The organism is Micromonospora sp. CNZ286, assembly GCF_014207755.1.
This window is the reverse complement of the sequence record NZ_JACHIZ010000001.1, coordinates 3,098,423-3,122,620: the sequence shown is the minus strand read 5'-3', so window position 1 is coordinate 3,122,620 and position 24,198 is coordinate 3,098,423. Positions and strand designations below refer to the sequence as shown.

The 24,198-nt window shown below is 73.0% G+C and carries 30 protein-coding genes and 1 riboswitch; of the genes, 8 read left to right on the top strand and 22 right to left on the bottom strand.

Annotated elements, in window-relative coordinates:
• A complete protein-coding gene (locus tag FHX31_RS14100) occupies window positions 1-780 on the bottom strand; it encodes an endonuclease/exonuclease/phosphatase family protein (RefSeq protein WP_013476774.1) in 780 nt (259 codons plus the stop codon).
• Between the two features lie 174 nt (window positions 781-954).
• Here FHX31_RS14100 and FHX31_RS14095 point away from each other — a divergent pair, with 174 nt between their 5' ends.
• Together FHX31_RS14095 and FHX31_RS14090 are read left to right on the top strand one after the other, a co-directional pair.
• Window positions 955-1,728, top strand: coding sequence for a sulfite exporter TauE/SafE family protein (locus FHX31_RS14095; RefSeq protein WP_184976414.1), 774 nt, complete (start codon window positions 955-957; stop codon window positions 1,726-1,728).
• A complete protein-coding gene (locus tag FHX31_RS14090; protein WP_091327741.1) occupies window positions 1,713-2,516 on the top strand; it encodes a GNAT family N-acetyltransferase in 804 nt (267 codons plus the stop codon). The genes FHX31_RS14095 and FHX31_RS14090 overlap by 16 nt, the downstream gene beginning before the upstream one ends.
• Here the strand turns inward: FHX31_RS14090 and def are convergent.
• Window positions 2,496-3,005: a peptide deformylase gene (gene def, locus FHX31_RS14085; RefSeq protein WP_030272226.1), complete on the bottom strand. Its 510-nt coding sequence runs from the start codon at window positions 3,003-3,005 to the stop codon at window positions 2,496-2,498. The two genes, FHX31_RS14090 and def, sit on opposite strands and share 21 nt — an antisense overlap.
• A gap of 99 nt (window positions 3,006-3,104) precedes the next feature.
• Here def and pip point away from each other — a divergent pair, with 99 nt between their 5' ends.
• Window positions 3,105-4,055 (top strand): prolyl aminopeptidase, encoded by a 951-nt coding sequence (gene pip, locus FHX31_RS14080; protein ID WP_091327737.1) that lies wholly within the window; start codon window positions 3,105-3,107, stop codon window positions 4,053-4,055.
• A 35-nt stretch (window positions 4,056-4,090) separates the two neighbouring features.
• Here pip and FHX31_RS14075 read toward each other — a convergent pair whose 3' ends face one another.
• Window positions 4,091-5,284 carry a chorismate-binding protein gene (locus FHX31_RS14075; RefSeq protein ID WP_091327734.1) on the bottom strand — a complete coding sequence of 398 codons (1,194 nt, stop codon included), beginning with the start codon at window positions 5,282-5,284 and terminating at the stop codon, window positions 4,091-4,093.
• 123 nt (window positions 5,285-5,407) lie between these two features.
• Between FHX31_RS14075 and FHX31_RS14070 the strand changes: the two genes are divergently transcribed.
• Window positions 5,408-5,608 (top strand): DUF5999 family protein, encoded by a 201-nt coding sequence (locus FHX31_RS14070; protein ID WP_013286363.1) that lies wholly within the window; start codon window positions 5,408-5,410, stop codon window positions 5,606-5,608.
• A 94-nt stretch (window positions 5,609-5,702) separates the two neighbouring features.
• Here FHX31_RS14070 and gcvP read toward each other — a convergent pair whose 3' ends face one another.
• Entirely contained in the window at window positions 5,703-8,525 is a 2,823-nt protein-coding gene (gene gcvP / locus FHX31_RS14065; protein ID WP_091327731.1) for an aminomethyl-transferring glycine dehydrogenase, read from the bottom strand.
• A gap of 73 nt (window positions 8,526-8,598) precedes the next feature.
• A riboswitch (glycine riboswitch) is annotated at window positions 8,599-8,689 on the bottom strand.
• A gap of 57 nt (window positions 8,690-8,746) precedes the next feature.
• Window positions 8,747-9,589: an NAD-dependent protein deacetylase gene (locus FHX31_RS14060; protein WP_030272221.1), complete on the bottom strand. Its 843-nt coding sequence runs from the start codon at window positions 9,587-9,589 to the stop codon at window positions 8,747-8,749.
• 88 nt (window positions 9,590-9,677) lie between these two features.
• Here FHX31_RS14060 and FHX31_RS14055 point away from each other — a divergent pair, with 88 nt between their 5' ends.
• On the top strand, window positions 9,678-10,334 hold the full coding sequence (locus tag FHX31_RS14055; protein WP_047893994.1) for an NAD(P)H-binding protein: 657 nt from the start codon (window positions 9,678-9,680) through the stop codon (window positions 10,332-10,334).
• Between the two features lie 49 nt (window positions 10,335-10,383).
• Here FHX31_RS14055 and FHX31_RS14050 read toward each other — a convergent pair whose 3' ends face one another.
• From FHX31_RS14050 to FHX31_RS13980, 16 genes are all read right to left on the bottom strand, one after another.
• Window positions 10,384-11,064: a DivIVA domain-containing protein gene (locus tag FHX31_RS14050; RefSeq protein ID WP_013476766.1), complete on the bottom strand. Its 681-nt coding sequence runs from the start codon at window positions 11,062-11,064 to the stop codon at window positions 10,384-10,386.
• Window positions 11,061-12,227, bottom strand: a complete 1,167-nt coding sequence (locus FHX31_RS14045; RefSeq protein ID WP_184976412.1) for a globin domain-containing protein — start codon at window positions 12,225-12,227, stop codon at window positions 11,061-11,063. The genes FHX31_RS14050 and FHX31_RS14045 overlap by 4 nt, the downstream gene beginning before the upstream one ends.
• 2 nt (window positions 12,228-12,229) lie before the next feature.
• Entirely contained in the window at window positions 12,230-12,436 is a 207-nt protein-coding gene (locus FHX31_RS32695) for a globin domain-containing protein (protein ID WP_402882028.1), read from the bottom strand.
• Entirely contained in the window at window positions 12,376-12,618 is a 243-nt protein-coding gene (locus FHX31_RS32690) for a globin domain-containing protein (protein WP_402882026.1), read from the bottom strand. Before FHX31_RS32690 ends, FHX31_RS32695 begins: the two co-directional genes overlap by 61 nt.
• A 436-nt stretch (window positions 12,619-13,054) precedes the next feature.
• Complete coding sequence (locus FHX31_RS14035; protein ID WP_013476765.1) at window positions 13,055-13,654, bottom strand: MerR family transcriptional regulator; 600 nt, start codon at window positions 13,652-13,654, stop codon at window positions 13,055-13,057.
• Between the two features lie 216 nt (window positions 13,655-13,870).
• Complete coding sequence (locus FHX31_RS14030) at window positions 13,871-14,335, bottom strand: bifunctional nuclease family protein (protein ID WP_036311069.1); 465 nt, start codon at window positions 14,333-14,335, stop codon at window positions 13,871-13,873.
• A gap of 211 nt (window positions 14,336-14,546) precedes the next feature.
• Window positions 14,547-15,248, bottom strand: coding sequence for a transcriptional regulator FtsR (gene ftsR, locus FHX31_RS14025; RefSeq protein ID WP_174361714.1), 702 nt, complete (start codon window positions 15,246-15,248; stop codon window positions 14,547-14,549).
• Window positions 15,249-15,298: 50 nt separating this feature from the next.
• The gene (gene odhI, locus FHX31_RS14020; RefSeq protein ID WP_007071101.1) at window positions 15,299-15,751 is read right to left on the bottom strand and encodes an oxoglutarate dehydrogenase inhibitor Odhl; all 453 of its coding nucleotides are present in this window, start codon (window positions 15,749-15,751) and stop codon (window positions 15,299-15,301) included.
• A 216-nt stretch (window positions 15,752-15,967) separates the two neighbouring features.
• Window positions 15,968-16,348, bottom strand: coding sequence for a glycine cleavage system protein GcvH (gcvH, locus tag FHX31_RS14015; protein ID WP_013286373.1), 381 nt, complete (start codon window positions 16,346-16,348; stop codon window positions 15,968-15,970).
• Window positions 16,349-16,402: 54 nt separating this feature from the next.
• Window positions 16,403-17,341, bottom strand: coding sequence for a DUF881 domain-containing protein (locus FHX31_RS14010; RefSeq protein WP_013286374.1), 939 nt, complete (start codon window positions 17,339-17,341; stop codon window positions 16,403-16,405).
• 10 nt (window positions 17,342-17,351) lie between these two features.
• Entirely contained in the window at window positions 17,352-17,684 is a 333-nt protein-coding gene (locus FHX31_RS14005; RefSeq protein WP_007071104.1) for a small basic family protein, read from the bottom strand.
• Window positions 17,681-18,646, bottom strand: coding sequence for a DUF881 domain-containing protein (locus FHX31_RS14000; RefSeq protein WP_030272215.1), 966 nt, complete (start codon window positions 18,644-18,646; stop codon window positions 17,681-17,683). The genes FHX31_RS14005 and FHX31_RS14000 overlap by 4 nt, the downstream gene beginning before the upstream one ends.
• Window positions 18,643-19,281 (bottom strand): cardiolipin synthase ClsA, encoded by a 639-nt coding sequence (gene clsA, locus FHX31_RS13995; RefSeq protein WP_013286376.1) that lies wholly within the window; start codon window positions 19,279-19,281, stop codon window positions 18,643-18,645. The genes FHX31_RS14000 and clsA overlap by 4 nt, the downstream gene beginning before the upstream one ends.
• Before the next feature lie 307 nt (window positions 19,282-19,588).
• The gene (locus FHX31_RS13990; protein ID WP_013286377.1) at window positions 19,589-20,059 is read right to left on the bottom strand and encodes a MarR family transcriptional regulator; all 471 of its coding nucleotides are present in this window, start codon (window positions 20,057-20,059) and stop codon (window positions 19,589-19,591) included.
• A 48-nt stretch (window positions 20,060-20,107) separates the two neighbouring features.
• On the bottom strand, window positions 20,108-21,295 hold the full coding sequence (locus FHX31_RS13985; RefSeq protein WP_030272213.1) for a PP2C family protein-serine/threonine phosphatase: 1,188 nt from the start codon (window positions 21,293-21,295) through the stop codon (window positions 20,108-20,110).
• A 98-nt stretch (window positions 21,296-21,393) separates the two neighbouring features.
• Complete coding sequence (locus FHX31_RS13980) at window positions 21,394-22,140, bottom strand: SAM-dependent methyltransferase (protein ID WP_013286379.1); 747 nt, start codon at window positions 22,138-22,140, stop codon at window positions 21,394-21,396.
• Between the two features lie 128 nt (window positions 22,141-22,268).
• Here FHX31_RS13980 and FHX31_RS13975 point away from each other — a divergent pair, with 128 nt between their 5' ends.
• From FHX31_RS13975 to FHX31_RS13965, 3 genes are all read left to right on the top strand, one after another.
• Window positions 22,269-23,114, top strand: coding sequence for a universal stress protein (locus tag FHX31_RS13975; protein WP_091327721.1), 846 nt, complete (start codon window positions 22,269-22,271; stop codon window positions 23,112-23,114).
• 146 nt (window positions 23,115-23,260) lie between these two features.
• A complete protein-coding gene (locus tag FHX31_RS13970; RefSeq protein ID WP_013286381.1) occupies window positions 23,261-23,470 on the top strand; it encodes a hypothetical protein in 210 nt (69 codons plus the stop codon).
• Complete coding sequence (locus FHX31_RS13965) at window positions 23,467-23,940, top strand: hypothetical protein (protein WP_013476758.1); 474 nt, start codon at window positions 23,467-23,469, stop codon at window positions 23,938-23,940. Before FHX31_RS13970 ends, FHX31_RS13965 begins: the two co-directional genes overlap by 4 nt.
• Here FHX31_RS13965 and FHX31_RS13960 read toward each other — a convergent pair.
• Complete coding sequence (locus FHX31_RS13960; RefSeq protein ID WP_013286383.1) at window positions 23,937-24,137, bottom strand: hypothetical protein; 201 nt, start codon at window positions 24,135-24,137, stop codon at window positions 23,937-23,939. The genes FHX31_RS13965 and FHX31_RS13960 overlap by 4 nt on opposite strands.
• Window positions 24,138-24,198 lie beyond the last annotated feature (61 nt).

Genomic DNA, 24,198 nt, shown 5'->3' with positions numbered 1-24,198 from the left:
TCAGCCGAGGTCGACGACGAGGGGCCGGTGGTCGGAGATGGTCGCCAGCGGGGTGTGGACGGCGGTGACGGCCGGCAGCCGGTCGAGCCCGTGCCGGTCGGCGAGGATGTGGTCGAGCTGGACGCGGGGTTGCCCGGCCGGGTAGGTGGGGCGCCGCGCGAGGGGCTGCCAGCGGGTGAGCGCGGCGGCGGGTCCGGCGGGCAGGTTGAGGTCGCCGAGCAGGATCCGGGGTGCGGGGAGGGTGCGCAGGACGCGCACGACGCGGCGTAGTTGCCAGATGTTCCAGCCGGGCACGAAGGACAGGTGGGTGGCGGCGACGGTGAGTGGGCCGTGGGGGGTGTCGAGGACGGCGGCGAGCACGACGCGGGGTTCGTCGCGGAGCAGGACGAGTCCGCCGCCGGGGCCGGGTGCGTAGATGGGTGAGCGGACGGGGGCGGCGCGCAGGCGGGTGACCTGCCAGGAGCGGACGGGGTGGCGGCTGATGAGGCCGATGCCGTAGAGGGGTTCGCCGTGGCCGTCGTCGTCGTGGGTGAGGGGGCGGAACTGTTCGCCGGGGGTGCCGACGACGGCGGCGGCGAAGCGGTGGTGGTCGGCGTGCAGGGCGCGGGCGGCCACGGCGGTGAGGTCGAGTTTGCCGCTGCGGGTCTGGTCGCGGTCGACTTCCTGGAGGGCGAGGACGTCGGCGTCGAGGTCGGTGACGGCGGCGGTGAGCCGGTCGGGGTCGACGAGCCCGTCGGTGAGGGATCGGCCGTGCAGCAGGTTGAAGGTGGCCAGGCGCACCTGGACACCCTACGTCGTCGTGGGAGTCTTGCCGGGTGCTGAAACTGCTGTGCTGTTCGATGCTGGTGTTCGTGGCGGTGGGGTCGGTCGGGGTGTGGTTGCGGCGTCGCCGGGGGCGGTGAGGCTGGCCACAGGTGGTCTCGTCGCTGGTGGCGGCGTGGGCAGAATGCGTCGGTGGATGCCCTGTCGTTGACGACGTTGCTGACCGCTGCCCTTCTGGCGGGGTGGGTGGACGCGGTGGTGGGTGGCGGCGGTCTGTTGTTGTTGCCGGCGTTGCTGGTGGCGGCGCCGGGTGTGCCGGTGGCGACGGCGTTGGGCACGAACAAGCTGGCGGCGATCTTCGGTACGTCGACGGCGGCGGTGACGTACGCGCGGCGCACGAAGCTGGACTGGGCGGTGGCGGGTCCGGCGGCCGGGTTGGCGGTGCTGACGGCGGGGTTGGGTGCGGCGTTGGCGGGTGCGGTGCCGGGTAGCGCGTACCGGCCGGTGGTGCTCGTGGTGCTGGTGGCGGTGGCGGTGTTCGTGCTGGCGCGGCCGTCGCTTGGTGTGGTGGCGTCGCCGCAGCGGCGGACCCCGGCGCGGGTGGTGGTGGCGGTGGCGGTGGCCGGTCTGGGTATCGCTCTGTACGACGGGTTGATCGGGCCGGGTACCGGCACGTTCCTGGTGCTGGCGTTCACCGCGATTCTGGGCTCGGATTTCGTGCATGCCTCGGCGATGGCGAAGGTCGTGAACGCGGGCACGAACCTGGGCGCGCTTATGGTGTTCGGGTTGACCGGGCATGTGTGGTGGGCGTTGGGCGCGGCGATGGCGGTGTGCAACGTGGTGGGGGCGGCTGTGGGCGCGCGGATGGCGTTGCGGCGGGGCGCCGGGTTCGTGCGGGTGGTGCTGCTGGTGGTGGTGCTGGCGCTGGTGGCCCGGTTGGGTTACGACCAGTGGACGGCGGGCTGATCGCGGTGGCGGTGCGGGCGGAGCACGACCGGGCGGTGCTGGCGGGTCTGCTGGGCCGGGATCCGGTGTTGCACGCGTACCAGTTGGGTGATCTGGACGATTTCTTCTGGCCGTACACGTCGTGGTTCCGGCGTGGCGACCAGGTGGTGTTGCTGTATCACGGGGTCGAGTTGCCGACGTTGCTGGCGTTCGCGGCGCCGGAGCGGGTGGCGGAGCTGGCGGGGTTGCTGACGGAGGCGGCGCCGGTGTTGCCGGCGCGGATGTGGGCGCACCTGTCCCCCGGTCTGGAGGCGACGCTGGGCCGCTGGTTCGTGGTGTCGGAGGCGGCGGCGCATCACCGGATGGCGTTGACGGATCCGGGGCGGCTGGCGACGGTGCCGGCGGTGGGTGAGCCGTTGGGGCCGGCGGACGCGGCGGAGCTGGCCGCGTTGTACGCGGTGGCGTATCCGGGGAACTGGTTCGATGCGCGGATGCTGGAGACGGGCCAGTACGTGGGGGTGCGGGAGCACGGCCGGCTGGTGGCGGTGGCGGGGGTGCACGTGTTCTCGCCGCGCTGGCGGGTGGCGGCGCTGGGGAACGTGACGACGCATCCGGACGTGCGGGGTCGTGGTCTGGGTGCGGGTGTGGTGGCGGCGTTGTGCGCCCGGCTGCGCGCGTCTGTGGATCATGTGACGTTGAACGTGCGGGCGGACAACGCGGCGGCGGTGCGGTTGTACGAGCGGCTGGGGTTCTCCCGGGTGGCCGGGTTCACCGAGTGCGCGTTGACGTCAGCGGCCGCGGCTGGGTGAGTCGAACCGGCCGGCGCGGATCTCGCGCAGAGCCCGGCGGCGGGTGTCGCCGCGCAGGGTGTCGACGTAGAGGCGTCCGCGCAGGTGGTCGGTCTCGTGTTGCAGGGCGCGGGCGAGGAAGCCGCTGCCGGTGACGGTGAGCGGCTCGCCGTGCTGGTCGTAGCCGTGGGCGGTGGCGTGCAGCGCGCGCGGCGTCGGGAAGTACAGGCCGGGGATGGACAGGCAGCCCTCCTCGTCGTCCTGGAGTTCGTCGGACACCTCCAGCGTGGGGTTGATCATGTGGCCGCGGTGGCCGTCGGCGTCGTAGACGAACACCTGGGCGTTGACGCCGATCTGGGGTGCGGCGACGCCGGCGCGGCCAGGGGCGCCGAGCAGCGTGTCCATCAGGTCGGTGACGAGGGCGCGCAGTTCGGCGTCGAAGCTGGTGACGGGTTCGCTGGGGGTGCGCAGCACGGGGTCGCCGATGATCCGGATGGGGCGCATAGTCATGTCCGGAAGGCTATCCGTTGCTTACCGCTGCGCGGGGGGCACCCGCCGGGGCGGCGACGCTCGTAGGGTGTGCGGACACTGTCGCAGGGAGGCCGCCGCATGTATCCGCCGATCGAGCCGTACGCGCACGGGATGCTGGACGTCGGGGACGGGCAGCGCGTGTACTGGGAGACGTGCGGCAATCCGGACGGGCGGCCGGCGCTCGTGGTGCACGGTGGGCCCGGTTCGGGGGCGGGCGCGTCGTGGCGGCGGCTGTTCGACCCGGCCGCGTACCGGATCGTGTTGTTCGACCAGCGTGGCTGTGAGCGCAGCACTCCCCCGGCGTCGGATCCGTCCACTGACCTGTCGGTGAACACCACCGGGCATCTGCTGGCCGACATGGAGCTGCTGCGCGCGCATCTGGGGATCGGCAGGTGGCTGCTGTGCGGCGCGTCGTGGGGGTCGTCGCTGGCGCTGGCGTACGCGCAGCGGCACCCGGGGCGGGTCAGCGCGCTGGTGCTGTTCAGCGTGGTCGCCAACACGAACCGGGAGATCGAGTGGGTGACCCGGGACATGGGCCGGGTGTTCCCGCAGGAGTGGGCGCGGTTCCGTGGCGGGGTGCCCGAGGCCGACCGTGACGGTGACCTGTCGGCGGCGTACGCGCGGCTGGTGAACGACCCGGACCCGGCGGTGCGGGAGCAGGCGGCGCGGGACTGGTGCGACTGGGAGGATGTGCACGTGTCGCTCGCCGGTGGGTTCGCGCCGGATCCCCGGTTCGACGATCCGGTGTTCCGGTACGGGTTCGCCCGGCTGGTGACGCACTACTTCGCGAATCGGGGTTTCCAGCCGGACGGGCAGGTGCTGCGCGACGCGGGCCGCCTGGCGGGCATTCCGGGGGTGCTGGTGCAGGGCCGGCTGGACGTCAGTGGCCCGCCGGACATCGCATGGCTGCTGACCCAGGGCTGGCCGGACGCGCGGCTGGAGATCGTGGAGTCCGGCGGTCACGGCGGCGGGCACGGCATCGGCGAGCGGGTCGTCGCCGCCCTCGACGAGTTCGCCACCGCCGGCTGAGCCGCCGCGGGAAGGCCGGGCCGCCGGGCGACCCGTCAGCCGGCGAGCAGGGCGCGGATCGGGGCGGCCTTGGCGGCGGCCTCGGCGACCTCGGCGGCGGGGTCGCTGTCCCAGGTGATGCCTCCCCCGGCCCACAGGTGCAGCAGGTTCCCGTCGGCGGCGGCGGTGCGGATGGTCAGGCCCAGGTCGAGGCGGTCGGGTCCGACCCAGCCGAGCGCCCCCATGCTCGCGCCGCGGCCGACCGGCTCCAGCGCGGCGATGTGGGCCAGGGCGGCGTGTTTGGGCGCGCCGGTGACCGACCCGCCGGGGCAGACCGCGCGCAGCAGGTCGGCCAGGCCGAGGCCGTCGGCGGGCGCCGCCGACACCGTCGACTCGGCCTGCCACAGGTCACACCAGCGGCGTACGGCGAACAGCTCGTCGACGCGCACCGAGCCGGTGCGGGCGACGCGGGCCAGGTCGTTGCGTTCCAGGTCGACGATCATGACGTGTTCGGCGCGTTCCTTGGCCGAGGTGAGCAGGTCGCGGCGTCCGGCGGGGGTGGCCGGGCGGGTGCCCTTGATGGGGCGGGTGACCAGCCGGCCGTGTTCGACGGCGATGAGGGTTTCCGGGGAGGCGCAGCCGAGTGCCCAGCCGGGGCCGTGCAGGGTGCCGCCGTAGCGGGCGCCTGGTAGCGCGGCGAGGCGGGCCAGCGCGGGCAGCGGGTCGCCGGTGTAGCCGGCGGCGGCGTGGCCGACGATGTTGACCTGGTAGACGTCGCCGCGGGCGATGGCGTCGCGGACCGCGGCGACGGCGGCGGCGTGCGCGGCCGGGGTCCAGCTGTCCTGCCAGGGTCCGAGCCGCCACGGGGCCGGGGCCGGCGGCCGGGGCGCCGCGGGGTGGTCGGTGTGGTGGTAGACGACCACGACCAGGTCGGGCAGCGCCGGTGCGGGGCTGGGCGCGCCGGGCGACACGCCGAGGGTGTACGCGCCGGCGGCGGCGGACAGGTACAGCGCGGCGCCGCACACTCCGGCGTCGGAGTCGTGGCGGCCGGGCCGGGCGAGGTCGCCGCGGTCGATGCCGTGTGCGGCGAGGAAGCGTTGTGCCAGGTCGGCGGGGTCGCCGCCGTCGCCGACGGACCAGTGCAGCCGGGCGGTCTCGACGAGCCGGCGGCGGCATCCGGGCGGGGCGCCGGGAGCATCGACCTCCACCTGTGGGAGCGCTTCCACGACGTCCGGGCCGTTACGGGTCATCCGTTCAGCCCATTCTGGGTGAACAAGACGCATCCTTGCTCGTTGCCGCTCAGTTTTCCTTGGTACTGTGCGTCACTGGTCATGTGAACCATGACACAGTGCCCCCACAGTCCGGAGAACCCGATGTGTCAGCACCAGCCCACCTGCCCCTCCGCCGACGCGACCGACCGCGAGGCCGCCCGCGTACTCGCCTGCTTCCCTGAGCAGGGCTGGAGCCTGCTCTGCAACGGTGTCATCGTCTTCGAGGACACCGGTGAGCTGCTCCCCGACGGGCGCACCATCGCCCCGCACCGGGGTCCGGCCCGCCACGCCCTCGTCGCCTGAGCGATCACGCAGCGTCAGTGAGCGTACGCGCCGGTCATGACCGTCCGGCGCACCGGCCGGGGCGGCGAGAGCCCACCGCCCCGGCGTCAGCCGCTCAGTCCTCGAACGCCTCCGGCGCGGGGCACGAGCAGACCAGGTTCCGGTCGCCGTACGCGCCGTCGATGCGCCGCACCGGAGGCCAGTACCGGCCCGCCCGGTCCACACCCGCCGGGTAGGCGCCCACCGACCGCGGGTACGGGTGCGGCCACTCGTCGGCCGACACCATTGCCGCGGTGTGCGGCGCGTTGGTCAGCGGATTGTCCCCCGCCGGCCACTCCCCCGAGCCGACCTTGTCGATCTCCGCCCGGATCGCGATCATCGCGTCGCAGAAGCGGTCCAGTTCGGCCAGGTCCTCGCTCTCGGTCGGCTCCACCATCAGCGTCCCGGCCACCGGGAACGACATCGTCGGCGCGTGGAAGCCGTAGTCGATCAGCCGCTTCGCCACGTCGTCCACGGTCACGCCGGTGGCCTTGGTCAACGGACGCAGGTCCAGGATGCACTCGTGCGCGACCAGGCCCTTGTTGCCGGCGTACAGCACCGGGAAATGCGACCGCAGCCGCGCCGCGACGTAGTTCGCCGCCAGGACCGCCACGCCGGTGGCGCGGGCCAGCCCGTCGGCGCCCATCATCCGCAGGTACGCCCACGGGATCGGCAGGATCCCCGCCGACCCGTGGTTCGCCGCCGAGATCGCCGGCCGCCCGTCGGCGCGCGCGCCGAGCGGGTCGCCGGGCAGGAACGGCGCCAGGTGCGAGCGCACCGCCACCGGGCCCACACCCGGGCCGCCGCCGCCGTGCGGGATGCAGAACGTCTTGTGCAGGTTCAGGTGCGACACGTCCGCCCCGAACCGGCCCGGCTTGGCGAACCCGACCAGCGCGTTGAGGTTCGCGCCGTCGACGTACACCTGACCGCCGGCGTCGTGGACCTTCGCGCACAGCTGGGCGATGCCGGTCTCGTACACGCCGTGCGTCGACGGGTACGTCACCATGATCGCGGCGAGCGCGTCCCGGTGCTTGTCGATCTTCGCGTCGAGGTCGACCAGGTCGACGTTGCCGTCGGCGTCGCAGCCGACCACCACGACCCGCATGCCGGCCATCACCGCTGACGCGGCGTTCGTGCCGTGCGCCGACGACGGGATCAGGCACACGTCGCGGTGGCCCTCGCCGCGCTCCCGGTGGTAGCCGCGGATCGCCAGCAGCCCGGCCAGCTCACCCTGCGACCCGGCGTTCGGTTGCACGCTGACCGCGTCGTAGCCGGTCACCTCGGCCAGCCAGCCCTCCAGCTGTGCGATCAGCTCCCGGTATCCGGCGGTCTGCTCGTCCGGCGCGAACGGGTGCAGGTGCGCGAACTCCGGCCAGGTGATCGGTTCCATCTCGGTGGTGGCGTTGAGCTTCATCGTGCACGACCCCAGCGGGATCATGCCGCGGTCCAGCGCGTAGTCGAAGTCGGCCAGGCGGCGCAGGTAGCGCAGCATCGCCGTCTCCGAGTGGTGGCTGTGGAACACCGGGTGGGTGAGGAAGTCCGACGTGCGGGCCAGCCCGTCGGGCAGGCCCGCGTCGGTGTCGCCGTCGAACCCGTCGACGCCGAACGCCGCCCACACCGCCTGAAGGTGCGCGGGCGTGGTGGTCTCGTCGCAGGAGATGCCGACCCGGTCGGCGTCGACCAGCCGCAGGTTCACGTTGCGCGCCGCGGCGGCGGCGACCACCTCGGCGGCCCGGCCCGGCACGGTCGCGGTGACAGTGTCGAAGAACGCGACGTCCGCGACCTGGACGCCCCCGGCGCGCAGCCCGGCCGCGAGCCGCGCCGCCGCCTCGTGGGTACGCCGGGCGATGGCGCGCAGCCCGTCGGGGCCGTGATAGACGGCGTACATGCCGGCCATCACCGCGAGGAGCACCTGGGCGGTGCAGATGTTGCTGGTCGCCTTCTCCCGGCGGATGTGCTGCTCACGGGTCTGCAACGCCAGCCGGTACGCCGGGTTGCCGTCGGCGTCGCGGGACACCCCGACGAGGCGGCCGGGCAGCATCCGCTCCAGGCCTGAGCGCACCGCCAGGTAACCGGCGTGCGGCCCACCGAAGCCCATCGGTACGCCGAACCGCTGGGTGGTGCCGGCGGCGATGTCGGCGCCGATCTCGCCCGGCGGGCGCAGCAGCGTCAACGCCAGCAGATCCGCGGCGACCGTCACCAGCGCGCCCACGCCGTGCGCCGCGTCGACCAGCGCCCGGTGGTCGCGGACCGCGCCGGAGGCGCCCGGGTACTGCAGGTGCAGGCCGAAGAACTCCGCCGGCAGCTCGTCACGCTCGACGTCGACCACGCGCACCTCGATGCCGAGCGGCTCGGCGCGGCTGGCGATCACCGCGACGGTCTGCGGCAACGCGTCGGCGTCGACCACGTACACCGGGCTCTTGCTCTTGGACGCGCGGCGGGCGAGCGTCATCGCCTCGGCCGCGGCGGTGCCCTCGTCGAGCATCGACGCGTTCGCGGTGGCCAGGGCGGTCAGGTCGGTGACCATGGTCTGGAAGTTCAGCAGCGCCTCCAGCCGGCCCTGGCTGATCTCCGGCTGGTACGGCGTGTACGCGGTGTACCAGGCGGGGTTCTCCAGCACGTTGCGGCGGATCACCGCCGGGGTGTGCGTGCCGTGGTAACCCAGGCCGATCATGGACACGGCGACGGTGTTGCGCGACGCGAGGGCGCGCAGCTCGGCGACAGCCTCCCGCTCACTGGCCGGGGCGGGCAGGTCCAGGGTGCCGTGCCAGCGGATCACCTCGGGGATCGCGGCGTCCATCAGCTCGTCGACGGAGCCGTAACCGATGGTGTCCAGCATCCGGCGTTCGTCGTCGCGGCCGGGGCCGATGTGCCGGTCGGCGAACTGCTCTGCGGTCATGCGCTGCGCTCCTTGGTGGGGCGAGGTCGACGGGTCGGCCTCCCCCTGAGTCGCGCTGACGCGCTCCACAGCGCCTGCCCACGTGGTCCTTTTGCCTGAGAGGTTCCGGGGAGAATCTGCCCCTTCGGCGCCGTCGGATCGACGGTCTCTCCCACGTGGGTGGTACCGGCACTTCCCACGCTACCAGCGGGCGTGTTTCCGGCTCATGTCCCGGGGGTTGATCACACCGGCGCCGGCGCCGCCGCCACCCGGTCGGCCAGCGCGCACAGCGTCGCGCCCAGCGGCGCGTCCAGGCGCAGCGCCGCGTACCCGTCGCCGCGGGTGACGCCCTGGTTGACGATCGCCACCGGGATGCCGTGGCGGGCCGCCCGCAGCACGAACCGCCGCCCCGACATCACCGTCAACGACGACCCGAGCACCAGCAGCGCCCGGGCCCGCTCGACGAGCGCGAAACAGTCCGCGACGCGGGGCGCGGGAACCGTCTCGCCGAAGAACACCACGTCCGGTTTCAGCATGCCGGTGCCGCAGACCCCGCAGTCGACGGCGCGGAACCCGGTCACCGCCTCGTCGGGCAGGTCCACGTCGCCGTCGGGGTTGACGCGCGCCACCCGCGCGTCGAAGCCCGGGTTCGCCTCGGACAGCCGCCGGTGCAGCTCGTCACGGCCGGTGGCGTTACCGCAGTCCAGGCACGTCACCTCGTCGAGGCGGCCGTGCAGCTCGATCACGCCGGTGGCGCCGGCGGCGGTGTGCAGCCCGTCGACGTTCTGGGTGATGATCCCGCCGAGCAGCCCGGCGTCCTGCAGCCGGGCCACCGCCCGGTGCCCGTCGTTGGGCGCCGCCCGGGCGATGGTCTGCCAGCCCAGGTGGCTGCGCGCCCAGTACCGCCGCCGGGCCAGCGGATCCCGGGTGAACTCCTGGTACGTCATCGGGGTGTGCCGGCGCGCCGCGCCACTGGGCCCCCGGTAGTCCGGGATGCCCGACTCGGTGGACAGGCCCGCGCCGCTGAGCACCACCACGTCACCGGCGGCCACCAGCCGCGTCAACTCCTCGAACGCCTCACTCACCCGTCCATGCTCCCTCGCCGAACCCCGCACCTCCCACCCGTACGGCGGTCGCGCGGCGGGGTGCGGCCAGGCGGGCTAGGTTGAGCCCATGCGCGTCGTCATCGCCGGAGGGCACGGAAAGATCGCCAAACTGCTGGAGCGGGAACTGGCCGGACGCGGAGACACCGCGCTCGGACTGATCCGCAACCCCGACCACGCCGCCGCGCTGCGCGCCGCCGGCGCCGAACCGGTCGTGTGTGACCTGGAACACACCGACGTCGACACCCTCGCCGCCCACCTGGCCGGCGCCGACGCGGTCGTGTTCGCCGCCGGCGCCGGACCCGGCAGCGGCGCCGCCCGCAAGGACACCGTCGACCGCGGCGCCGCCGTGCTGCTCGCCGACGCCGCCGTACGAGCCGGGGTACGCCGCTACCTGCTGGTCTCCTCCATGGGCGTGGACGCCGCCCCCGCCGAGGGCACCGACGACGTGTGGGCGGCGTACCTGCGGGCCAAGAAAGCCGCCGAGGACGACGTCGCCGCGCGGGACCTCGACGTGACGGTGCTGCGGCCCGGCCGCCTCACCGACGACGAACCCGCAGGCCGCATCACCCTGGCCCGGCACGTCGAACCCGGCGCGATCAGCCGCGCCGACGTGGCCCGGGTGCTGCTCGCCCTGCTGTACGCCCCGGCCACCGCCGGGCACACCCTGGAACTCGTCGGAGGAGACACCCCCATCGCCGACGCGATCGCAGCCGTCGCCGCCTGACACCCGCCGGCGCGTCCCGGCCCGCCGTGAACACGGGCCGGGACGCCGCTCAACGCTGGTGCCGCGACAACGCCGGCTGCGGCGTGCCCCCACCGCCCTGCGGCAACTCCCGCGCGATCCGCTCCATCGTGCGCGACAACTGCTCACTGCCGTCGTCGAGGTGCCGGGCCGCCGCCTGCATGTGCGAGATCATCATCTCGCCGAAGATCCGCAACGCCTCACGCGTCGCCACCGAGTCGTCGAAGCCGCTCCCCGCGGTACTGCGGTACTCCGTCACCGCCCGCTCGGCCTCCCGCTTCGCCTCCTCCGCCGCCGCCCGCATGTAACTCTCGTACTGGGTACGGGCGTACTCGGCGACCCGGCGCGCGTAGTCGTGGGCCTGCGCGATGATCTGCTCGGCCTCCCGCTGCGCCGCCGACAACAGGTTGACCTCCTTCGCCGCCGGCGCCACCGCCGCCTCCGTGCTCGGGATCACCCCGTGCCGGTGCAGCTCCAGATGGTCGTTGAGCCGCTCGTTCTCCGCCCGCAGGTTCGCCACCTGCGCCGCCAGCAGATCCAGCTCGTCGGCCACCTGCAACCGGAACCGGTCCACATCGGTCTGGTCGTAGCCGCGCCGCGTGAACGCCGCCGACCCGAACTCCCACCGCCGCACCCGGTCCGAGGTCAACCGCACCTGCACCGGACCGGACACCTGCTGCGCGTCGTAACTGCTGATCGGACCCGCGCTCACCGGCTCACCTCCGACTCGTCAGCCCCCGTCATCGTCCGCCACGCCGGGCCGTACCAGTGCTTGCCGTAACCCTCGTGGTGCACCTGGCCCGGCTGGAACCCGGCACCGGTCAACGCCGCCACCGAATGACCCACCATCTCGTCCGAGCCGCACACGTACACGTGCCGCGACCGCCAGTCCCCGTCGGCCAGCACCCGGTCGGCGATGCGCACCGACTCGCCCGACCGGGCCGGATCCGCACCGGCCACGTACGACACCCGCAGCCACGGATGCGTCGCCGCCAGCTTGTCGATCGCCTCGCTGTCGTAGAACTCCGTCCGCGAACGGGCACCCACGTACAGGTCCACCCGCCGACCCGAACCCTCCGCCGCGACCTGCTCCACCAGCGCCTTCACCGGCGCCCAGCCGGTCCCACCGGCCAGCAGCAGCAGATCCGACGACCCGGCCTGCCACAACGTCAACCGGTCGCCCACCGGCGACGCCAGGTGGATCTGGTCACCGGCCGCGCACCCGTACACCAGACGCGACGACACCACACCACCCGGCGCGGCCCGCACGTGCAGCTCCACCGTGCCGTCCGGACGCGGCGCGTTCGCCGGCGAGTAGTACCGCCACGACCGCACCGCCGGATGCGACACCCCGATCGACTGGCCGGGCGTGAACGGCAACAGATACTGCGGGCGTACGGTCAGCACCGCCACGTCGAACGTGCGCTGCTCGTGGGTCAGCACCTCCGCCACCCACCACGGCGGCGACTTCGACTCCGCGGCCTGCGCACCCTCGGTCATCACCTGCGCGACGAGCCCGTACGCGGCGGCCCAGTCGGCCGCCAGCTCCTCGGTCCACGCCTCACCGCAGAAGTGCCGCAACGTCGCCAGCAGCGCCTCACCGACCGCCGGGTAGTGCTCGGCGCGCACCGCGAACTTCCGGTGATCCGCGCCGAGGTCCCGCAGGAACCCGACCAGCCGGTCCACCTGGTCCACGTGGGACACCACATGCCCCAGCGCGGCCACCAGACGGTCCCGCTGCCCGGCCATGTTCGTGGGGAACATCTGCCGGGTCTCCGGATGCGCCAGGAACAGCGTCGAATAGAAGTAGAGCGGCACCTGGTCGCCGTGCGCGGCGACCAGGGACCAGCTCTGCTTGAGCCGTGCGACGTCCACGCTCAGGCGTCCCCCGCCGACACGACCTGCTCCCGCACCTGCCCGAGCACGACCTGCACATCGGCGATCACGTCCGCGGGCACGCCCAGCTCCACCAGCGTCGCGGTCAGATGCTCACCGACCTTCGCGTAGTGCTCACCGGTGATGTTCAGCGGCTGGTGCGCCTCCTCCAGGCCACGGCCCGCGTACTCGTTGGGACCGCCGAGCACGACGCCAGCATCAGCGCCAGGTGCCGCCGCTGCTCCACCATGTCCACGTCGGCGAAGTAGCCGGCCAGATCCGGATCGGCCAGCACCTTGTCGTAGAACAGCTCCACCGCGGCCTTCACCGCGGCCGCGCCGCCGATGCGCTCGTAGTGGGAGATCGGGGTGGTCTCGCTCGTCACCGTCATGCTCGGTCCTTCCACAAGGGGTCCGCGGGCAGCGCCGCGGCAGGGGCTCGCCGTCCGGCGCGGCGTCACACAGCGTTCCGCCGTGACGTCGACACGCCGACGACCGGAACGGACCATAGCGCGCCCGCAACGACACTTCACGCCGACCCTGTCCTGATCCCGAGAACTGTCAATCACGGACAGTCAGCAACGCGGCCCGAGTCGGTGAACGCACCGCAGCCGGTCACACACAGGCTGTCAACACGCACGACGTACCGTCCTTTTCGGACATCACGCGCACACATGCCGTGACCTGCGCCGACCCTCACCCGGCCCGGTCCACACCGTCCGATCACCTCAGCCCACAGGCGAGGACCACACCCCGTCACCAAAACACGAATCGCGCCACACCCTTTTTCGGGCGCGGCGCGATCCCGTCAACGAGACGCGACGCAGGTCACCCGGCCCGGCGCCGCGCCCGGCGCGCCGCCAGCTCGTCACCCACCGACTCCGACTCCGAGTCCGACTCCGGCTCCACCGCCGGCACGGCCGGCTCCTGCCCACCCACCGGCTCCGCCGGCAGATGCGACAACGAACCCTGGATCTCCTTGAACGCACCACCGATCGCGATGCCGAACACCCCCTGGCCGCCCTGCAACAGGTCGACCACCTCCTCCGGCGACCGGCACTCGTACACAGTCGTCCCGTCGGAGATCAACGTGATGCCCGCCAGATCGTCCACCCCACGCGACCGCAACGCCTCGATCGCCTTACGGATGTTCTGCAACGACACCCCGGCGTCCAGCAGCCGCTTCACGACCTTCAACACCACCAGGTCGCGGAACGAGTACAACCGCGACGTCCCCGAACCCGACGCGTCGCGCACACTCGGCACCACCAGCGCCGTACGCGCCCAGTAGTCCAACTGCCGGTAACTGATCCCCACCGCCGAACACGCGGTCACACCCCGGTAGCCGACCTCGCCGTCACCGGCCGGATCGGCCCCCACACCCGCCTGCTGTTCCGCACCCGGACCAGGATCCCGCGGCTCGTGCATCCGGACCAACCTCCCCGCGCCCGTGGCGGTGCCGCGCCGACTCCCCGTACGCGCACCCCTCGACACGGCAACCCTAGCGCCGCCCCCCGGACTTCACCCGCAGAAGACACCGCGACACGCCGCGCCACCACCCGGCAACAAAAACACACGGCGGCCGGCCGCCACCTGCCGTGACAACCACCGCCGCGCCGACCCCGGCCACCCGGCCGGGACACCTCAACCCGCGAAGTCCTCCGGACGCACCTGCTCCAGGAACTCCCGGAACTTCTCCACCTCGTCCTCCTGCTCGTCCGGGATCACGATCCCCGCCTCACTGAGGACCTGCTCCGCACAACGAATCGGAGCACCCACCCGCAACGCCAACGCGATGGAGTCACTCGGCCGCGCCGACACCCGCACACCGTCACCGAGGAGCAGATCCGCGTAGAACACGTTCTCCTTCAACTCGGTGATCTCCACCGCCCGCAACGGCGCCTGCAACGCCGTCAGCACATCCCGCAGAAGATCGTGCGTCAACGGCCGGGCCGGCTTGACCCCCTGCTGCTCATAAGCGATCGCCGTCGCCTCGACCGCGCCGATCCAGATCGGCAGATAGCGGTCCCCCTCGACCTCCCGCAGCAGGACGATCGGCTGGTTGCTCGGCAACTCCACCCGAACTCCGACCACGCTCAGCTCGCGCACCGCCGCCTCCGTGTCGTCGTCACCATGCACCGCGCCCTTCCCTGCACGGTACACGGACCAGGACACGGGAGTCCCACGCGCTACGTGCACCACGCCTCGCCGGACGGGCATACCCCGGCAAGCCTACGACACGCTCCGCCGACCAGATCTTTCCGCGCCCACCCACGACGAAGGGCCGGGCGCACACCGCACCCGGCCCCTCGCACCGACCTCACCGGCCCAACGTCGACCGCAGCCCCACCCGCACCAACGCCGCGTGCAACCGCTGCGACAACGCCAGCAACTCCCGCGCCGTCTCCGCCGCCCGGGCCCGCGCCGCCGGATCGCTCTGCCGCGCCAACGGCGCCACCAACTGCGCGAACAACCCGACCTCACGATCCGCCGCCGACCGGTACGCCCGCAGATGCCGAGGCTCCAGCCCGTACGCCGCCAGACCCGCCACCGCACTCGCGATGATCAACGCGTCCGCGTCGTACCACCCCGGCGGATCCGACACCAGCACACCCAGCCGCTCCAACTCCGCGAGCGTCGACTCGTCCACACCACTACGAGCGATCAGACCCGCCCGGTCCAGCCGCACCTCCGACGACTCGACCGACTCCACCGGCTCCCGGCCCGGAACCTCACCACCCGGACCCACAGCCACCAGATTCGGCCGCCCCCGCCCCGGCGACGGACCAGACCCGTCCCACTGGGCCAACTGCTCCCGGATCACCCGCAACGGCAGGTACTGATCCCGCTGCGCGGTCAACACGAACCGCAACCGCGCCACATCGTCCCAGCCGTACTTCCGATAACCCGCCGGCGTCCGCTGCGGCTCCACCAGGCCCTCGGCCTCCAGGAACCGCAACTTCGAGATCGTGACGTCCGGAAACTCCGGCCGCAACTGCGCCAGCACCTCGCCGATACTCATCAGCGCAGGCGCCCGCGCCGCCCCGGACGGCGTCGAAGCCGCAGGCTCGTTCACCCCCGGCCGGCCTCCTCCTCCGGGCGCGGACCGGCGATGAACACCACCCGGAACTTGCCGATCTGCACCTCGTCACCGTTGCTCAGCGTCGCCGCCTCGACCCGCTCACGATTCACATACGTGCCGTTCAGGCTGCCCACATCCCGCACCGTGAACGTCCCACCGTCACGGTGGAACTCCGCGTGCCGACGCGACACCGTCACGTCGTCCAGGAAGATGTCACTGTCCGGGTGCCGCCCACTCGTCGTCACATCGTGGTCCAACAGGAACCGGGCACCCGCATTCGGACCCCGGCGAACCACCAGCAACGCCATACCCGGCGGCAACGAGCCGGACATCCGGCTCGGCACCACATCGGTGTCCGGGCCCTCCAGCACTTCGTCGAGCGAGCCGAGATTGAGCGTCGAAGTGACGTCGAGCGGGGGGAACTCGTCGTCTGGGCGCGTCATGGGACCACCTCACGGATCTGTTCGGTCGGCGTCAGGGAATGGCGGGTCTGGCCGCCGGGCAACACCACACCCGGCGGCTGGCTCCCCGTGCCCGGGAAGGCGCATTCCGCAACGCTCAAACTATTGGTTCTCGGTCGACTGGGCGAGCCTAGCCAGCGCCGAAATGCAGGGCAACCGGACGCGCGGAACCTCGCCGCTGCCCGGAACAGCACGAACTCAGCTCTCGGTGAGCTCGCGGTACGCATCGGCGGTCAGCAGACCCTCGACCGCCGCCGGATCGTCCGGAGTGATCTCCACCAACCACCCCGCACCGTACGGATCCGTGTTGATCACCTCAGGGGTGTCGGCCAACGCCTCGTTGCGCGCCGCCACCGTGCCGCTCAACGGCGCGTAGATCTCCGACACGCTCTTCGTCGACTCGATCTCGCCCAGCGACTCACCCGCCGCCACCACCGCACCCGGCTCCGGCAGCTGAACGAACACGATGTCACCCAGGGCGTCCTGCGCGAAGTGCGTGATACCGACGCGGACGACACCACCGTCACCACCGACCACCCACTCGTGCTCGGCGGTGTACCGCAGATCCTCAGGAATCACCAACTGCGTCCTTCGTCATCGGTGCACCGGAGAAACCGGCGCGGCCGCGACCGGTCACGAGACCGGCCGGGCGTGGTCCAGCTTGATCGGCGCGTGCAGCTGCGAAACCTCCACAACCTCACGATCCTCGGAGGTCACGTTACCGCCGCCGTCCCGCACCGATGCGACCACCCCGCCGGGAATGTTCAACGCCGTACGCATCGTCGCCGGATCACCGATCACCATGATCGTGAACGGACCCGTCAACCGCCGCCCGTCCACCACCAGCGCACCGTCGGGCCCGTCCACGAAATACGTCGACGCGATGATCCGCGCCGCCGTACCGTCAGTGCCCTGGATCTGCATCGCCTCCGCGCCCGCACCCCGCAGCTCCTGCACCGCGTCCAGGATCCGCGTCGACGACACCGCCTTCGCCGGCCCCGAGAACCGCACCTCAAGACCCGGACCCACCGCCGGCAACGTACCCGCCAGGATGCCCAGCTCGTCCGCCCGCCGCGTCGCCTCCTCCAGCGCCGCCTGCCGGCCCTGCTCACCCGACCGCAGCTGCCGCTGGCTCTCCTCCAGCAACTCGATCTCCTGGCGCAGCCGCCGCTCCCGCGAATCCAGATCCGACGAGATCCGCACCAGGTCCTCCTCCCGCGTCGCCGCGAGCGTCGGATCCGTCGACGTCGTCTTGAACTGCACCACCAGCGTGAAACCCAGCAACGCCAGCAACACCGCGATCATCGCGCCCGCCGACGAGAACCGCCGCGCCGCCGACGGCGCACCGGCACCGGCCGCCGCACCCGGCTCCGGCTCGGACTCCGGCACCGCCTCCCGCTCCGCGGGCTCCGCCGCCTCGTCCGGCACCGGCTCCACCGGCGCCAACGGGCTCAACTCGTCCGGATCGGGCGCGTCCGGGCGCGGATCCGGCTCACCCGCCGGACCCGACGGCCGCGCCGGCTCCCCCGGCCGCGGCCACCCGGTACCCGTCTCCCTGTGTTCCTCGCTCATCGCCACAAACCTACGCCCGGAACAGGTGCCGGCGGATCGCCGCCACATTTCCGAAGATGCGCACCCCGAGCACGACCACCACACCGGTGGACAACTGACCGCCCACGCCCAACTGGTCACCCAGGTACACGATCAGACCCGCCACCAGCACGTTCGAGATGAACGACACCACGAACTGCTTGTCGTCGAAGATCCGGTCCAGCTTCGCCCGCACCCCACCGAACACCGCGTCCAACGCGGCCACCACAGCGATCGGCAGATACGGCTGCAACGCCGCCGGCACCGTGGGGTCCAGATACACCCCGAGCACCACACCGGCGAGCAACGCCAGCACCGCGATCATCGGCCACCTCCCGAAGGGCTGGAAGAACCACCCGGGCCGGACGACCCGGGACTCGACGAACCGGCGCCACCCGAACCCGACGGGCGCGCGCTCGCGCTCGGACCCGGGCTCGCCGGAGGCTCGGCGTAGCGTAGCCGCGGCTGCGGCGCCGCCGGCAAGGTGAGGTCGTCGACCCGCTTCACCCCGAACGACAGACCTGTCGTCCGCGCCACCTCACGCATCAACGCCGCCGCCCGGCTCTCGTCGAACCGGTCCCGCATCGACCTCGGCCCGATCGCCTGCACCTCGTACGGGCCCGTCACCGGCCGGTAGTCCACCAGGATCGCCTCACCCGCCGAGCGGATCGTCGACGTCGCCGTCAACCGCTGCCCGTTCACCGCCACCGCCTCGGCGCCCGCCGCCCACAACGCGTTCGCGACCTTCTGCAGATCCGAATACAGCACCCGGGACGGGCCCGCATCCCCGCCGGTCACCCCGTCCTGGTCCGCCGCCGCGTCGGCCAGCCGCACCACCACGCCGTCCCCCCGCACCCGGGCCAGGCCGGTGCCCGCCTCCAGCGTGCGCAACCGGGACGCCTGCGAACCGCTCAACGCCGCGTCCCGCTGCCGGCCGACCTCCTCACGCAACTGCTCGGCGCGCTCGGTCAACCGGTCGGTCTCCGCCTCCCGCCCCTTGATCTCGGCGACCAGACCCGCCCGCGCCGTCGCGCGGCTCGGCTCCTCCGCCACCGTCTCCCGGTACGCCACCGCGAACAGGAAACCGATCAGCGCCAGCACCACCAGGCTCACCGGCCGACCCAGCACCTCCCGCAGCCGCGACATGGAGCCCGTCGCCCGGCGCGCCGCCGCGTCCCCGTACCCCGGGTCCAGCGGATTGCGGAACAGCTCGGTCAGGAAGTCCGGGGCGTACACCCGGGTCGACGGGTCGCGTTCCTTGTCCCCGTCCCGTGACGGCGTCGTCATGCCGCCGCCTCCGTACGCCGCGCCCGCATGGCCCGCACGAGGCGGCTCGCCTGCACCACGTACATCGCGCCGGCGACCCAGTAGAGGACCAGGCCCCACCAGGCCAGGCCCCAGCCGATCGCGCCTGCGGCGGTGCCGGCGTCCGGCACCGCGTCGGCCAGCAGCAGGATGGGGAACGCCGCCAGGAGCAGGAACGTCGCGGTCTTGCCCACGTAGTGCACCGGCGGCGGGCCGTAGCCGTACCGGCGCAGCACCCCGAGGGACACCAGCAGGAGCAGCTCCCGGGCCAGCAGCGCGCCGGTGAACTGCCAGGGCACCACCTCGCGGGCGGTGAACGCGAGCAGCGTGGCGAGGATGTAGAGGCGGTCGGCCAGCGGGTCGAGCAGCTCCCCGAGCCGGCTCACCTGGCCCAGGCGGCGGGCGATCCAGCCGTCCACCCAGTCGCTGGTACCGCCCACGGCGAGCACCGCGATGGCGGCGACGTCGGCCCGCACCACGAGGAACAGGTAGAGGAAGATCGGTACGCCGACGAGCCGGACGAAACTGATCAGGTTGGGCAGCGTGAGGACGCGGTCTCCCACGACCGTGGCGGTCCCGGAATCCGGTTGCTCCGCTGGAGCCGGCCGACGCGACACCGAACCCTCCCTTCGCAGCACGGTCCGGCAGCCGGATGAACGGCCGCTGGAGGGACGTGCGCGTTGCCGGCCGGTCAGACGCCGGCGCCCTCTGTGATCCCGGGCTGGGACCTCCCCGACGCGGCCCGCCCTCGTGGTGATCACGGGCCGCCCAGTTGCGCTGCCACTATATCGGGCTCGCCGCTCTCCCCCGGTGGCCCGCTGCGTCGTTGCTCAGTGGTGTCACGGTGGTGACCGTCACAACCGCTAAGGCATCCTAGGACACTAGTTGAGCGGTGGGACGCAGGGCGGACATCGGTGCGAGGGATCAGGCGGTACGGGCGGTCGAGTCCGAGCCGGCCTGCGGGGCGGTGGCCGCCGCGGCCTGGCTGAACGCCACCAGCGCCAGCAGCAGCTCGTGCTGCACCCGGTTGGGCATACGGTCGAGCACGGCCTGCACCGCCCGGTGCCGTCTCTCCTGGAGGTCGCGCAGCAGCGTATCGGCGGCAGCGGTCGGGATCAGCCGCACCTCCCGCCGGTCGCGCGGGTCCGCCACCCGGCGCAGCAGGCCGACCGCCTCCAGACGGTCGCACAACCGGCTCGCCGACGAGGGGACCACGTCCAGCAGCTCGGCCAGCCGGTTCACGTTGGTGTCCGGATGCGACACGATCAGCGACAGCACCCGCAGCTGGGTGGGCGAGACGCCGACGGTGTGCCGGGACGTCGCGGAGTCGAGCACACCGATGAGCGCCTCCGCAGCCGATTCGATGGCCGCGGCAAGATTCGGAGGTCGCTCCACTCGCCGTCCCCTGCGATCGTCCCGCTCGTGTTCGCTCCGCAGCCCCGGTCACTGCCCCGTCACGTCGTCGGACCGGCTGGGGCCGCGCCAGTCCAGGCAGACGACGACCGCGTCGTCGCGGAGATCCGCGTCGGCATGGTACGCGTGCAGTTCGCGCATCACCGTACCAACTGCCTCGGTCGCCGGCTGCAGCCGAGTCGACCGCATCGCACGCGCCATGGCCCGGACGCCGTACGGCTCCTGCTCGTCGGGCTCCGCCGCGTACACCCCGTCGCTGACGACGAAGAGGCGATCGCCCGGCTCCAGAGTGAACTCCTGCACGTCGTAGCGCGTCTCGGCGAACATGCCCAGCGGCAGCTGCTGCTCCAGCGCGATCGGCGTGACGCGGCCCCCACGCAGCCGCAGCAGTTGCGGTGAGCCGGCGTCGACCACGCGCATCACGCCCCGGCGGCTGTCCAGCTCCAGCAGGAGCGTGGCCACGTGCCGGTCGCCCCGGTGCTGGTAGTAGATGGTGTCCGAGGCCAGCTCCGCCTGCTCCACCAGGCTGCCGCCCGAACGCCTGGCGTTGCGCATGGCGTTCACCGTCATCGCCGTGAGCATCGACGCGGCCAGCCCGCTGCCGGTGCCGTTGAGCACGGTGAGGGTGAGCCGGTCGCCGTCCACCGACCAGTCGAAGTGGTCACCGCCCACGGTGTACGCCGGTTCGAGCTGCCCGGCGAGCAGCGCGTCACCGAGCCGTACGCTGCGCCCCGGCAGCAGGTCCCACTGCATCTCGGCAGCCATGCTCAGCCGCTCCCGCCGCCGGGCGCGCCGGTAGCGGTCGGTCTCCCGGTCGGCCGCCCGGATCGCCACTGCCAGTTCCCCGGCGGCGTCGCGCGCGGCCTCCACAGTGGCCGCGTCCGGGTCGCCGGGCAGCTCCACCATCAGCACGCCGAGCCGCTCCCCCCACACCGACAGCGGCAGGTAGGCGCGGCAGCGGCCGTCCTCGACGATGTCCAGCACCGGCTCCTGGCTGCTGAAGCAGCGCTGCGCGACGCTGTGGGCCAGCAGCGGGCCGCCGTCGGGCACGTCCGGGTCGAGCACCGGCCAGAGTCCGCTGGCGCGGTAGTCGGCGACGAACACCTCCGCCCGCGCAGCCCCGAGCGTCTGGCGCAGCACCGCGTCCGCGGTCTCCGCCAGTTGGTCGGGTGGCGCCGTGCGCAGGGCACGTGACACCGATCCGGACGCCTCCGGCATGCTCATCCTCCGATGACGACTATTGCTACAGGGCAAACATCATACGAAGGCCGCCAGACGGCGAACGCCCCGCCTCGGCCGGGCGTGACGGGACCGGCTCAGCCGGCCGTGCGGAACGCCAGCGCGCCGTGGAACGCGTCCGGCACCGGCTCGGGCTCACCGGCCGGCCGCCACCGCGCCACCGGCACGATGCCGTCGCCGGTCGGCTGCCAGCGGCCCAGCAGCGGCGCGAACCGCTCGGGCGCTCGCATCCGGAACGCCGGGCCCATCATGGCCAGCGCCTCGGGGTGCCCGGCCAGCTCCTCGGTGTCGAAGTCGATCGCCAGCCGGCTGCCCGGCGCCACCGCCTGGTACAGCTCGTCGAGCGTACGGGCGAGCGTGTCGTCGTCCAGGAACGCCGCCAGCCCGAGGAATACCACACCCACCGGCCGTCTCCCCCAGCCCGGCACGAACCGGTGCAGCTGCGCCCGGTCGACGGTCCCGATGTCGGTGGCGTCGCCGTAGCCGTACCCGGCCCGGTCGCTGCCGGCGAGCAGGCTCCGGCCCAGGCGGACCGTCTCCGGGTCCACGTCGGTGTAGAGCACTGTCGCCTCCGGTGCGACCTCGTGCACGTTGCCGCAGGTGGGCACACCCGCGCCGAAGACCAGGAAGCCGTCGATCCCGTCGGCGGCCATCGCCTGCACGGTACGGCCGAGGAAACCACGCAGCGACCGGAAGATCGCCGCGCAGGGCCCGTACGCCGCCTCGAAAGCGGCGGCCGCGGCAACGTCCACCGGACGGTGGTGCCGGCCGCCGAGCCAGTAGTCGATCATGCGGGCGGTGCTCGGTCCGTCCGGCTGATCCATCGACGGGGCTCCCTCCCCTGGGTGCTGCACGCCAGCGTACCCACCGGGCGACCCCGGCGGTATCGCCCCGGGCCGCCCACCCGGGCCGCGATACTGGCCGCGGGGGCGCCGGCCACGAGGAGGTACGGGTGAACTCGGCGAACGGGGCCGCGGTGGTGGTCGGGGTGGACGGCTCCGAACCCGCGACACGGGCGGTGCGTCTGGCGGCCCGGGAGGCGCGGCGGCGCAACCGCCCGCTGCGGGTGGTGCACGGTTTCATCTGGCCGCTGCTGCGCGTACCGGTCTCCGCGCCGGCCGGGTCACCACCCGGTGCCGGGTTGCGCAACCAGGCCGAGCAACTGGTCTCCGACGCGGTCGCGGCGGCCGAGGCGGAGTCGCCCGGCCTGCGCATCACCGGCGAGATCATCGACGGGGAGGCCGCCGCGGTGCTGCTCGGCGAGTCCCCCACCGCCGCCCTGATCGTCCTCGGCGACCGGGGACTGGGCGGATTCGCCGCGCTCGTGGTCGGGTCGGTCGCGGTGCAGGTCGCCTCGTACGCCGACTGCCCGGTGCTGATCGCGCGCGGCACCGCCCGCGCGGACGGCCCGGTCGTGGTCGGCGTGGACGGCTCCACGCTGTCGCGCGCCGCCGTCGAGTTCGCCGCCGAGACCGCGTCCGCGTGGGGCGCGCCGCTGCACGTGGTGCACGCCCGCCCCGCCCCGCCCGGGCGCAAGGGCGGGGCCGAGGAGGACGAGCGGGTGCTCACCGAGGCGGTCGACGGGATCGGCGAACGGTGGCCGGACCTGCCGGTGCACGCCGAGACGGTACGCGCCAAACCGGTCGCGGCACTGACCACGGCGTCGGCCGGGGCTCAACTGGTCGTGGTGGGCCGGCAGGGCCGGGGCGAGCTGGGCGGGCTGCTGCTCGGCTCGGTCAGCCAGGGGATCCTGCACCGCGCCGCCTGCCCGGTCGCGGTGGTCCGCGCCTCCGACTGAACGGCGTCCGGCGCGCCCGGCTGAGCGGTGGTCCACACCCCCGCCTGAGCGGCGCTCCGGCCGGGGGGATGCGCCCGCAACGGTTGGTCCCGGCCCGGGCGGGTAGACGCCTACGGTCAGCCGACAGCGATCCGGAGGAGGCAGAGATGCCAGGACCACGGCCGGGCAGCAACGCGTACGACAAGCAGCGAGCACGCCTTCGCGACCTCGTCGAACAGTCCGGACGGGCGTCGGACAAGGAGGCGAACCAGGTCGCCAACCGGATCCTCCAGGACGACCGGGGGCAACGCGGTGTGGTCCGGGGCGAACGGACCTACGGCCCCAAGGGGAACCGGGAACCGGGTGACCCGAAGTGAGGACGGCAGCGGCTGTCGACGGCGCCATCGCGGGCGCCGTCGGCAGCGCCGTCCTCAACGCGGTCTCGTACCTCGACATGGCGTTGCGGGCCCGGCCGGCCAGCAGCACCCCGGAATCGGTCGCCGGACGGCTCGCCGACGTCACACACGTCGACCTGGGCCCCGGCGACGAGGCGGAGAACCGCCGCTCCGGTCTGGGGCCGTTGCTCGGGTACGCCACCGGCATCGCCGCGGGGGCCGCGTTCGGTCTGCTCGCCGCGCGCCGGCGAATCCCGTTGCCGCTGGCCACGGTCCTGCTCGGCGGCGGGGTGATGGCCACCTCCGACGGCTCGATGACGGTGCTCGGCGTAACCGACCCGCGTACCTGGCGGCGCAGCGACTGGGTCTCCGACCTGATCCCGCACCTCGCGTACGGGCTGTCGGCCGCAGCCACCTGGCGGCGGCTGCGGCCGACGTCGGCTCGCGGTTAGCTCTCGTCGTCGGCGACCGGCTCACCGGCCGGGCCGTACGGCGACACCTGTCCCTTGGGGACCGGGCGTCCCGCGTCGCCGTTCGACGTGCCCCGGCCTCGCGAACGGCTGCCCGCCTGGGTGGCCGTCTTGCGGCTGTCCTGGCTGGTGGCGCCGAGGTCGTTCCGGCGCAGTTCCTCCTGCTGCGGCTTGACCACGGGTCTCTCCTTCCCGGTGGAGCACACGGCCGTCGACCGCGCACCCGACCCGCGTACCCGC

Excerpts from the sequence above, each read along its gene's own strand:
- FHX31_RS14035 (WP_013476765.1), bottom strand. The coding sequence starts at position 13,654 with ATGCACGAGCCGCGGGATCCTGGTCCGGGTGCGGAACAGCAGGCGGGT.
- pip (WP_091327737.1), top strand. The coding sequence starts at position 3,105 with ATGTATCCGCCGATCGAGCCGTACGCGCACGGGATGCTGGACGTCGGG.
- FHX31_RS13985 (WP_030272213.1), bottom strand. The coding sequence starts at position 21,295 with ATGCCGGAGGCGTCCGGATCGGTGTCACGTGCCCTGCGCACGGCGCCA.
- ftsR (WP_174361714.1), bottom strand. The coding sequence starts at position 15,248 with ATGAGTATCGGCGAGGTGCTGGCGCAGTTGCGGCCGGAGTTTCCGGAC.
- FHX31_RS14055 (WP_047893994.1), top strand. The coding sequence starts at position 9,678 with ATGCGCGTCGTCATCGCCGGAGGGCACGGAAAGATCGCCAAACTGCTG.
- gcvP (WP_091327731.1), bottom strand. The coding sequence starts at position 8,525 with ATGACCGCAGAGCAGTTCGCCGACCGGCACATCGGCCCCGGCCGCGAC.
- def (WP_030272226.1), bottom strand. The coding sequence starts at position 3,005 with ATGACTATGCGCCCCATCCGGATCATCGGCGACCCCGTGCTGCGCACC.
- FHX31_RS14010 (WP_013286374.1), bottom strand. The coding sequence starts at position 17,341 with ATGAGCGAGGAACACAGGGAGACGGGTACCGGGTGGCCGCGGCCGGGG.
- FHX31_RS13980 (WP_013286379.1), bottom strand. The coding sequence starts at position 22,140 with ATGGATCAGCCGGACGGACCGAGCACCGCCCGCATGATCGACTACTGG.
- FHX31_RS32690 (WP_402882026.1), bottom strand. The coding sequence starts at position 12,618 with ATGACGGTGACGAGCGAGACCACCCCGATCTCCCACTACGAGCGCATC.
- FHX31_RS14005 (WP_007071104.1), bottom strand. The coding sequence starts at position 17,684 with ATGATCGCGGTGCTGGCGTTGCTCGCCGGTGTGGTGCTCGGGGTGTAT.
- FHX31_RS14070 (WP_013286363.1), top strand. The coding sequence starts at position 5,408 with ATGTGTCAGCACCAGCCCACCTGCCCCTCCGCCGACGCGACCGACCGC.
- FHX31_RS14075 (WP_091327734.1), bottom strand. The coding sequence starts at position 5,284 with ATGACCCGTAACGGCCCGGACGTCGTGGAAGCGCTCCCACAGGTGGAG.
- FHX31_RS14000 (WP_030272215.1), bottom strand. The coding sequence starts at position 18,646 with ATGACGACGCCGTCACGGGACGGGGACAAGGAACGCGACCCGTCGACC.
- FHX31_RS13970 (WP_013286381.1), top strand. The coding sequence starts at position 23,261 with ATGCCAGGACCACGGCCGGGCAGCAACGCGTACGACAAGCAGCGAGCA.
- odhI (WP_007071101.1), bottom strand. The coding sequence starts at position 15,751 with ATGACGCGCCCAGACGACGAGTTCCCCCCGCTCGACGTCACTTCGACG.